The sequence below is a fragment of the Microbacterium allomyrinae genome, assembly GCF_020682705.1.
GTDB classification, from domain to species: Bacteria; Actinomycetota; Actinomycetes; order Actinomycetales; family Microbacteriaceae; genus Microbacterium; species Microbacterium allomyrinae.
This window is the reverse complement of sequence record NZ_JAGTTN010000002.1, coordinates 1-10,288: the sequence shown is the minus strand read 5'-3', so window position 1 is coordinate 10,288 and position 10,288 is coordinate 1. Positions and strand designations below refer to the sequence as shown.

Below are 10,288 nucleotides of genomic sequence, written 5' to 3'. Positions count from 1 at the left end.
CGCAGCACCGGCGACGCGGCCCGGCGATCATCGGGCGCGCGGGTGGGATGTCGCGTAGACGTCGCGCAGGGCGTCCACAGAGACGTAGGTGTAGATCTGGGTCGTCGCCACCGACGCGTGCCCGAGCAGCTCCTGCACGACGCGCACGTCGGCGCCGCCCTGCAGCAGATGCGTCGCGAACGAATGGCGCAGCGTGTGCGGCGAGACGTGTGCGGTGAGGTGGGCGCGTTCGGCAGCGGATCGGATCACGAGCCACGCGCTCTGGCGCGACAGCGGAGCCCCACGGGCACCGAGGAAAAGCCTCGGACTCGCTCGCCCCCTGCGCGAGAGCTCGGGTCTTGCCCGCGTGAGATACGCGTCCACCGCTGCGCGTGCGTACGATCCGACCGGCACGATGCGCTCCTTGGAGCCCTTTCCGCGCACACGCAGCACATCGCCGTGCGCGACATCGTCGACATCGAGCTGCACGATCTCCGTCACCCGGGCGCCCGTCGCATACAGCAGTTCCAGCAGCGCCCGATCGCGCAGTCCCGTCAGATCGCCCGCCGATGCTCCGGGCTCGCCGGGCGCCTCGGATGCCGCACCCTCCGCCACCGCCACCGCCGGGGCCGGGGCCGGGGCCGGCCCCGAGGCATCCAGCAGCTTCTCGACCTGGTCGATCGTCAGCGCCTTCGGCAGCCGGCGCGGCTGCTTCGGCGGACGCAGCCGCGCGGACGGATCATCGGATTCGACGCCCTCCCGCGCCAGGAAGCGGTGCAAGCCCCGCACCGACGATTGCAGGCGCGCGAGCGACGACGCCGCGACCGGTGGCTTCGCGGCGGCCCTATCGGCCACGAAGCTCGCGACGAGATCGGTGGTCACCGAAGCCGAGTCATCGATCCCCTGCTCGTGCAGCCAGGAGAGGTAGACCGCCAGGTCACGTCGGTAGGCGGCGACGGTGTTCTCCGACAGACCTCGTTCGATCGAGACGTGCCGCAGGTACGAGTCCACCGCGCGTTTGAGTCTCATGTCGGCCACGCCGCATCCGAGCACCCTGCGCGCCGCATCGTCAGTCTCCCGCGGCCTCCGCCTGCGCGCCGCGGAGGCGCTCTGCGGCGGCGAGCACGCCCACCGCCATGATGCCGTTGCGCAGTCGCCCGGCGAAGACCCCTGCGATCACGTCGGCGAGCGGCAGCCATTCCAGGCGGATGTCGGCCTCCTCGTCTTCGCGCGCGTGCACCGCGCCGGCAGGTGCGAGCCCGCGAGCGAGGAACAGGTGGACGATCTCGTCGTTGCCGCCTGGCGTCGTGAAGATGCTCACCAGCGGCTCCCACGACGAAGCGACGAGGTCGACCTCCTCGGCGAGCTCACGTCGCGCGGTCTCCAGAGGCGTCTCGCCGTCGACGTCGAGGAGTCCGGCCGGGATCTCCCAATCCCTATGACGGATCGGATGCCGGTACTGCTGGATCAGCAGCACACGATCGTCCTCATCGAGAGCCACGACCGCCGCCGCTCCCGGATGGTCGACGTACTGGCGCACGATCTGTCCGTCGCCGTAGGCCACCGTGTCGCTGCGGACATCCCACACGTGCCCGCCATACACGAGCTCGGTATCGAGCACCGCCGCCTCGACCGGCTCGTCGGCGAGGGTGCGAAGGTCGACCACGGCCGGATCAGCCATTCTCGACATCGAACAGCTCGCTTGCCCGGTGACGCTCGACGGCCGCACCGACGAGGCCGCGGAACAGCGGGTTGGCGTTCGTCGGGCGCGAACGCAGCTCGGGATGCGCCTGCGTCGCGATGTAGTACGGGTGCACGTCGCGCGGCAGCTCGACGTACTCCACGAGGTCGAGGTCGGGGTTGATTCCCGAGAAGACGAGGCCCGCCGCGGCGATCTGATCGCGGTAGCGGTTGTTCACCTCGTAGCGGTGACGGTGGCGCTCCTCGGCTCGCGTCGAGCCGTACACCTCGGCCGCGATCGAGCCCTCCGCGAGATTCGCCGGATAGAGGCCGAGACGCATCGTACCGCCGAGGTCGCCGTGGTCGAGGATGTCGACCTGCTCCTGCATCGTCGCGATGACGGGGTGCTCGGTGTCGGGGTCGAACTCGCTGGAGGACGCATCGACGATGCCGGCGACGTTCCGCGCGTACTCGATCACGATGCACTGCAGACCCAGGCAGATGCCGAGCGTCGGGATGCCCTGCTCACGCGCGAACTTGAGCGCGCCGATCTTGCCTTCGATCCCCCGAATGCCGAAGCCGCCCGGGATCACGATGCCGTCGAGTGAGCCGAGCGCCTTCTCGGCGCCCTCCGGCGTCTCGCACTCGTCGGACGGGATCCACCGGATGCTGACATGCGTCTCCTGTGCGAACCCGCCGGCCTTGAGCGCCTCGGTGACCGAGAGGTAGGCATCCGGCAGATCGATGTACTTGCCGATGAGCCCGATCGTGACTTCGTGCTTGGGGTTGTGTACCGCCTGGAGCACTCGCTGCCACCGCGACCAGTCGACATCGGCAGCCTTGCCGAGACCGAGGGTGCGCACGATGTACTCGTCGAGACCCTGCGCATTCAGCATGGTCGGAATCTCGTAGATGCTCGGAACGTCGACCGCGTTGACGACCGCATCCTCGTCGACGTCGCACATGAGCGCGATCTTGCGCTTGTTCGCCTCGGTGACGGGGCGATCGCTGCGCAGGACCAGAGCGTCGGGCTGGATGCCGATGGAACGCAGAGCTGCGACCGAGTGCTGCGTGGGCTTCGTCTTCTGCTCGCCGGACGCACCCATGAACGGCACGAGCGACACGTGCACGAAGAACACGTTCGCACGGCCCAGCTCGTGGCGGATCTGACGCGCCGACTCGATGAAGGGCTGCGACTCGATGTCGCCGACCGTGCCGCCGATCTCGGTGATGATGACGTCGGGCCGGGGATTCTCGTCGGCCTGCAACCGCATGCGGCGCTTGATCTCGTCGGTGATGTGCGGGATCACCTGCACCGTGTCGCCGAGGTACTCGCCGCGACGCTCCTTGGCGATGACCTGCGAGTAGATCTGACCGGTCGTGACATTCGCCGCCTGGCTCAGCTCGATGTCGAGGAAGCGCTCGTAGTGGCCGATGTCGAGATCCGTCTCAGCGCCGTCGTCGGTCACGAACACCTCGCCGTGCTGGAACGGGTTCATCGTTCCCGGATCGACGTTGAGATAAGGGTCGAGCTTCTGCATCACGACGTGCAGACCGCGCGCCGTGAGGAGATTTCCGAGGCTGGCGGCGGTGAGGCCCTTGCCCAACGAGGAAACGACACCGCCGGTCACGAAGATGTGCTTGGTGGTGTCGTTCGAACTGTCGCCGCGGGTAGAACCAGAAGTCTGCATCACGGGCTTTGATCCTATCAGTCGGTGGCAGTGCGAAGGCTGAGCAACTCACGAGCGTGACTGAGCGCAGCCTCCGAGTCGGGCATTCCCGAGAGCAGACGCGCCATCTCGGCCTCTCGCTCGGATCCGTCCAGGCGGCGGACGTCCGAGGCGGTGACCGTGCCGTCGCTCGCCTTCACGACACTCAAGTGGTTCGTTGCGAAGGCCGCGACCTGCGCGAGATGGGTGACGGCGATCACCTGGGACGACAGTGCGAGCCGCGCCAGGCGCCGACCGACCTCGATGGCTGCAGCCCCGCCGATTCCGGCATCGACCTCGTCGAACACGAACGTCGGCACCGGGTCGACGGCGGAGATGACGACCTCGATGGCCAGCATCACGCGGCTGAGTTCGCCGCCGCTCGCACTGCGAGCCACGCTGCGAGGCTCAGCGCCCGGGTGCGGCGCCAGCAGGATCGCGACGTCGTCGCGCCCTGACGCGGTCTCGGTGCCCGCAGACACGGCGACCTCGAGCCGCGCGTCGGGCATCGCGAGTGCCCGCAGTTCGACCGTCACGGCGGTTCCCAAGCGACCGGCGGCTGCGGTGCGGGCCGCGGTGAGAGCGCTTGCGGTCTTGTCGAGAGCGGATGCCGCGGAGTCCCGCTCGACGGTCAGCCGTTCGAGGCGGTCGGAGTCGTCTTCGAGTTCGGCAAGGCGCGAAGAGCCCGTGTCGAGCAGCGCCACTGCAGCATCGAGCGTGCCGTGGGCACGAGCGAGGCCGGCGAGCACAGCCCTGCGTTCCTCGACGGCGGCCAACTCGTGAGGACCCGACTCGTCGAGATCCGCGAGGTATCCGGCGAGCGCTGCCGCGATGTCGGCGGCCCGGTAGCCGAGATCGGCGATCTGACCGGCGAGTTCTTCCAGCACCGGGTCGTGCACGCGTTCGAGTGCACGACGTGCTTCGGCGAGCAGGGATCCGGCATCCGGAGCCTCCCCCTCGCCCGAGAGAGCGTCATGGGCGGAAGCGGCTGCGACCCGCAGCTCTTCGGCATTCGCGAGACGTTCCGCACGCGTGGCGAGTTCGGCGTCTTCGCCTGTCTGGGGGGCAGCTTGCTCGATCTCATCGAGCTGGGCGCGCAGTTCCTCCGCCTCGCGCGCCCGCGTGTCGCGATCGGCCGTCAGCTGCGACAGCTCGCGATCGAGGGCGCGCCATCGCTCAAATGCCAGCCGATACTCATCACGCGCGGACTGCACTTTCGCACCGCCGAAGCGGTCGAGAGCGTGGCGCTGGGCCGCGGCCGACCGCAGGCGCAGCTGGTCGGACTGACCGTGCACGACGACGAGCTCGTCGGCGAGGTCGGCGAGCACGCCCGCGGGCGCCGCGCGTCCGCCGACGGAGGCCCGCCCGCGGCCCTCGCTCGAGATGGAGCGGCCGACGAACAGCTCGGCACGTCCGTCGCCGATCGGCTCGACGTCGCCGCCGGCCTCGCGGACGCGATCGGCCACTCCCCCCGCCTCGGGGATGATCCATACGCCGTCGACCGTGGCTTGCGAGGCTCCGGCGCGCACCGCGCCGGAGTCGGCGCGCTGTCCGAGCAGCAGACCGAGACCCGTCACGACCATCGTCTTGCCTGCTCCGGTCTCACCCGTGATCGCCGTGAATCCCGGACCGATCGGCAGCGTCGCCTCGGCGATCACTCCGAGATCGCGCAGGCGCATCTCCTCGATCACAGTGCGCCCTCGGTTCCCGGGGGCGCGAGAACGACCGGCTCCCCGGGAGCGTCCGCAACGACGGACGAAAGGCCACGGCGCGCGGGATCCACCGTTCGGCTGGTGAGCGGCGCGGTGATCGCTGCCGGACCACGCCAGCCTTCGACGGGAAGGCGGAACTTGCGCACCAGCCGGTCGGTGAACTGCGCCAGATGCAGGCGCGCCAGACGCACCGGGCGATCTGACCTGCGCACCACGACCCGAGCGCCCGGGGGCAGCTCGTGCGAGCGCCGCCCGTCGCACCACAGGATGCCGGTGCCGTTCGTTCGTTCGAGCACCTCGATCGCGACCGCGTGCTCGGGGCCGACGACGAGGGGTTTGGCGAACAGGGCATGCGCCGAGAGCGGAACGACCGAGATCGCCTCGACAGTGGGCCAGATGACCGGCCCTCCGGCAGAGAAGTTGTAGGCGGTGGAGCCGGTGGGCGTCGACACGACGACTCCATCGCAGCCGAACGTCGACAGCGGACGCCCGTCGATCTCGATCACGACCTCGAGCATGCGCTCGCGGCTCGCCTTCTCGACGGTCGCCTCGTTGAGCGCCCATGTCTCATAGATGACGGAGTCGACGGTGTCCTTCACTCGCACCTGCAGGGCAAGGCGCTCCTCGACGTCGTAGTCGCGATTGATGACGCGGTGCACCGCCTCGTCCATATCGTCGCGTTCGATCTCGGCGAGGAAGCCGACGTGCCCCATGTTGATGCCGAGCACCGGTGCGGTTCCTTCTCGAACGAGCTCCGCCGCCCGGAGGATCGTGCCGTCGCCACCGAGCACGATCGCGAGCTCAATGTCGTCGACGGGCACATCGATTCCGAGCACGGCCACATCCACGAGGGTGGACCGCACCGCGATGAGGTCGTCGCGATCGTCGGGCGCCAGCACGGGTCGCGCGCCGGCAGCGCGCAGAGACGCCACGACCCTTTCCGCGGCGATCACCGTGTCTGGGCGGTGGGCGTGCGCCACGACCAGGATGCTGCGCTCGGCCTGCCCGTCAGCGCGCGAATGGTGCTGTGCGTCGGCGTTGTTCATCGGCTCCCCGCCAGTCGGTTCACAGTGCTCAACCATTCTGTCGGATTGCTTCCCCGGTCCGGCGCGAGGTGGGCGATGAACTCGGAATTGCCGTGCGTGCCCAGGATCGGGGAGGAGATGACGCCGCACGTACCCAGTCCCGCATCCCAGGCCGCCCAGAGCACGCCCGCGACGGCATCGGCGCGACGAGTCGGGTTGGTCACCAGGCCGCCCTTGACCGCGGTTCTGCCGACCTCGAACTGCGGCTTGATGAGGAGTACGAGATCGGCATCCGACGCCGCGACACCGCGCGCCGCCGGCAGGACGTGCGCCAGAGAGATGAATGAAAGGTCTCCGGTGATCACGGACACAGGCGCCTGGACGCCGCTCGCCTCTGCGAGCGATGCGGGCGTCATGTAACGGACGTTGAAACCCTCGATCGAGATCACGCAAGGATCGCCGGCGACGGATGCCGCGAGCTGACCGTGCCCGACATCCACAGCGATCACGGGCTCGGCGCCGCGCTCGCGCAGCACCTGGGTGAACCCGCCTGTGGAGGCGCCCATATCGAGCGCAACGCGCCCGCGCACATCGACGCCGAACGCGTCGAGACCGGTGAGCAGCTTGTGGGCCGCACGGCTCACGTAGTGGTCGGTGCCTGCCACCTCGATCGCCGCGTCGTCGGAGACGATGGTGGAGGCCTTGACCACGGGAAGCCCATCGACGCTCACGAGCCCCTCGGCGATGAGCGCCGCGGCGTGGGTGCGGGAGCGCGCGAGGCCCCGAGCGGCGACAGCGGCGTCGAGGCGAGTCGTCATGAGGTCGCGCCGGGCGTCGCTTCGAGGCGGCGGGCCAGCGTGTCGTGCAGGGCGTCGTACGCGTCCGCTCGCGTGGCGAGGGGCTGCGCCTCGATCACCTCGAGGGTCGACAGCAGGTCGCCGGCGTCGGCGTCACGGTCACGAGGCTGATCCATGCCCCCAGGATACGGCCGAGCAGCGCGCCGGTCGGCGATCAGGGCCGGTGGAACGGATCCGCGTAGAGCCGCTCGGGAACACGGAATCCGAAGATCGCCCGCCCCGTCGACCAGATCGCGGCCGCGCCGGCGCGCACGAGATCGATCGGCCGATCCCCCTCGCTCACGATGCGCACGTCGGGTCCCTCGATCGCGACCCGCGCTCCCCGCACCGTCGCGATGCCGTCGGCGACGAGCACTTCCGGGTACGGCTCGTGAAGCTCACGCAAATCGCCCAGGATGTACGCGGGACGCGAGCCTTCTGGGGCCGCGAGCACATGCTTGGGCCGGTCGATTCCCGTGAGCACGAGCGCCGACGCGATCCCCGCACGATTGGCCCCGAGGATATCGGTGTCGAGACGGTCGCCGAGAAATAGCGGATGCCGCGAGTCGAATCGCGTGACAGCCTCGTCGAAGATCGGCACCTCGGGCTTGCCCGCCACCGTCGCAAGGCGACCGATGGCGGTGTGCACAGCCGACACCAGAGTGCCGTTGCCTGGTGCGATCCCCCGCGACTGCGGAATCGTCCAGTCGGTGTTGGTGGCGATCCAGGGAATGCCACCTTCCTCTTCAGGAGTCTTCAGCGCGAACGCAGCCTCCGCGAGCTGGGTCCAGCCCACTTCGGGCGCGAAGCCCTGCACGACGGCGGCCGGCGAGTCGTCGGCGCTGCGCGTCACGACGAAGCCCGCCTTCTCCACTTCGACGACGAGTCCCTCGCCGCCGACCACGAGGATCGTCGAACCCGGGGCGATGAGATCCACGAGCAACCGCATCGCGGCCTGCGGGCTCGTGACGACATCGCGGGGCGCCGTCTCGAGACCGAGCTCCGTCAGGTGCGCTGCCACCGAGGCATCCGTCCGCGACGCATTGTTCGTGATGTAGGCGAGCGTGCGACCGTCGCGAGCCAGATTCAGACTGTCCACCGCGTAGGGCAGCGCGCCAGCCCCGGCGTACACGACGCCATCGAGATCGGCGAGCACGACATCCACACCCTCGAGCGGGGCGGTCGTCGACGACGACCGCCGCCCGAACAGTGCCATCAGCGTCCGGCCTCGTCGATCTGCTCGTCGGACTCGGGATCGTCGATGCCTGCTTCGACGAGGATCTCGGCGACCTCGTCCTCGATCGACGGCGCTGGTTCGGCAGCCGCAGCGACTACGTCCTCGTCCTCGTCCTCGTCGTCTGAGTCATCCTCATCCGAGTCATCCTCATCCGAGTCATCCTCATCCGAGTCATCCTCATCCGAGTCATCCTCATCCGAGTCATCCTCGACGTCGATCCCGTTGTCCTCGAACGCGTCCTCGACGAACACCGTCTCGAGATCGCCGGCTCCGGATGCGGCGTCGAGCGCCTCGGCGGCAACAAACGCTCGCCGCGACCACTCCGCTGCCTCGTCCGTGCGACCGAGCTCTTCGAGCACGGACGCGCGGGCCGCGAACAGCGCGGGACTCCACTCGAAAGCACGGTCGGGATCGAATTCCGGGATGTCCAGTTCGTGAAGTGCGCGCTCCGTTTCGCCGAGGTCCAGCCGAGCGCCCGACATCGCGATCGCGAGCTCGACCCGCACGGCTGTCGGAAGCTTGGTGCGATCGACGGCGCGAGCAACCTCGAGCGCGCGGTCCGGTCGTCCCACACCGCGTTCGCTGTCGACCATCAGTGCGATCTGGTCGTCGTTGCCAGAGATCCGCCGGTACGTCCGCAGTTCGCGGAGCGCGAGCGCGTAGTCCTCCGTGGCATACGCCGTGATCGCGAGCGTCTCGCGGACGATCGCGATGCGACCGGCACGACGGGATGCCGACAGCGCATGCTGGTGGGCGAGTGCGGGATCCTCGTCGATCAGCTGCGAAGCCATCGCCAGGTGACGGGCGACTTCGTCGGCGTTCTCCTTGCTCAGGGTCTTGAGCTCATTGCGGGCGCTCGCAGGAAGATCGTGCGGCGTGACCTCCTCCGGGATGAAGGGGTCGTCGTGCCGCGGGCGAACGGAACGGATCTCGCCATCACGCGTGGCGCGGTCGGGACGATCCGCCCCACCACGCATCGGCCGGTCTCCGCGCGGCGCGTAGGCACGATCGCCGTCGCGCGCGGCGTACGGCTTGCGATCGCCGTCACGCGGGGTGTACGGCTTCCGGTCACCGTCACGCGGGGTGTACGGCTTCCGGTCACCGTCACGCGGGGTGTACGGCTTCCGGTCACCGTCCCGCGGGGTGTACGGCTTCCGGTCACCGTCACGCGGGGTGTACGGCTTCCGGTCACCGTCACGCGGGGTGTACGGCTTCCGGTCACCGTCACGCGGGGTGTACGGCTTCCGGTCACCGTCACGCGGAGCGTAGGGACGGTCGCCATCACGCTTCTGATACGGCTTCCGATCGCCATCGCGCGCAGGGTACGGCTTGCGATCGCCGTCACGCGGGGCGTACGACTTCCGGTCACCGTCCCGAGGGGCGTAAGGCCTCCGGTCACCGTCCCGAGGAGCGTAGGGACGGTCGCCATCACGCTTCTGATACGGCCTCCGCTCGCCATCGCGCGGGGTGTACGGCTTGCGATCCCCATCGCGCGGAGCGTAGGGACGGTCGCCATCATGCTTCTGATACGGCCTCCGCTCGCCATCGCGCGGAGGGTACGACTTGCGATCCCCGTCACGCGGAGCGTAAGGACGGTCACCATCACGCTTCTGATACGGCCTCCGCTCGCCATCGCGCGGGGTGTACGGCTTGCGATCGCCGTCCCGAGGAGCGTAAGGCTTCCGGTCACCGTCCCGAGGAGCGTAGGGACGGTCGCCATCACGCTTCTGATACGGCTTCCGATCGCCATCGCGCGGGGCGTACGGCTTCCGATCCCCCTCACGCGGAGCGTACGACTTATCGCCGTCACGCTTCTGGTGAGGAGCGCGGTCGGAGCCGCGCTTCTCGTAGGGCTTGCGATCGCTTCGGTTCGAGGACGACTTCTCCCCGGATCGTTCGCGCGGCGCGCTCGCTCCCGCGCCGTCACGTGATTCGTGGTCTGTCATTACTCGATCCTCCTGGATGCCGTGCCCCCAGGCAATCGGTCTGTTAACGCGAAATGGCCACCCTGCGTTGGGTGGCCATTTCGGTAATGGAAGTCCGGCGGTGTCCTACTCTCCCACAGGGTCCCCCCTGCAGTACCATCGGCGCTGAGAGGCTTAGCTTCCGG

9 protein-coding genes and 1 rRNA gene are annotated in these 10,288 nt (G+C 68.9%); all 10 read right to left on the bottom strand.

All coding sequences use genetic code 11. The features are described 5' to 3' along the window. Positions 1–27: 27 nt before the first annotated feature. Complete coding sequence (xerD, locus tag KEC57_RS06250) at positions 28–1,008, bottom strand: site-specific tyrosine recombinase XerD (protein ID WP_229384394.1); 981 nt, start codon at positions 1,006–1,008, stop codon at positions 28–30. 40 nt (positions 1,009–1,048) lie between these two features. Further along, entirely contained in the window at positions 1,049–1,660 is a 612-nt protein-coding gene (locus tag KEC57_RS06245) for an NUDIX domain-containing protein (RefSeq protein WP_229383716.1), read from the bottom strand. Next, complete coding sequence (gene pyrG / locus KEC57_RS06240; RefSeq protein WP_229384393.1) at positions 1,653–3,350, bottom strand: CTP synthase; 1,698 nt, start codon at positions 3,348–3,350, stop codon at positions 1,653–1,655. The genes KEC57_RS06245 and pyrG overlap by 8 nt, the downstream gene beginning before the upstream one ends. Positions 3,351–3,367: 17 nt before the next feature. Beyond that, the gene (gene recN / locus KEC57_RS06235; protein WP_229383715.1) at positions 3,368–5,059 is read right to left on the bottom strand and encodes a DNA repair protein RecN; all 1,692 of its coding nucleotides are present in this window, start codon (positions 5,057–5,059) and stop codon (positions 3,368–3,370) included. After that, positions 5,056–6,126, bottom strand: coding sequence for an NAD kinase (locus KEC57_RS06230; protein WP_229383714.1), 1,071 nt, complete (start codon positions 6,124–6,126; stop codon positions 5,056–5,058). Before KEC57_RS06230 ends, recN begins: the two co-directional genes overlap by 4 nt. Continuing rightward, entirely contained in the window at positions 6,123–6,923 is an 801-nt protein-coding gene (locus tag KEC57_RS06225) for a TlyA family RNA methyltransferase (protein WP_229383713.1), read from the bottom strand. The genes KEC57_RS06230 and KEC57_RS06225 overlap by 4 nt, the downstream gene beginning before the upstream one ends. Then, positions 6,920–7,078 (bottom strand): hypothetical protein, encoded by a 159-nt coding sequence (locus KEC57_RS06220; RefSeq protein WP_229383712.1) that lies wholly within the window; start codon positions 7,076–7,078, stop codon positions 6,920–6,922. Before KEC57_RS06220 ends, KEC57_RS06225 begins: the two co-directional genes overlap by 4 nt. 38 nt (positions 7,079–7,116) lie before the next feature. Then, the gene (locus KEC57_RS06215; RefSeq protein ID WP_229383711.1) at positions 7,117–8,157 is read right to left on the bottom strand and encodes an HAD-IIA family hydrolase; all 1,041 of its coding nucleotides are present in this window, start codon (positions 8,155–8,157) and stop codon (positions 7,117–7,119) included. Then, on the bottom strand, positions 8,157–9,155 hold the full coding sequence (locus KEC57_RS06210; protein WP_229383710.1) for a tetratricopeptide repeat protein: 999 nt from the start codon (positions 9,153–9,155) through the stop codon (positions 8,157–8,159). Before KEC57_RS06210 ends, KEC57_RS06215 begins: the two co-directional genes overlap by 1 nt. 1,061 nt (positions 9,156–10,216) lie before the next feature. Beyond that, positions 10,217–10,288 (bottom strand): 5S ribosomal RNA (gene rrf / locus KEC57_RS19245); the annotation flags it as partial.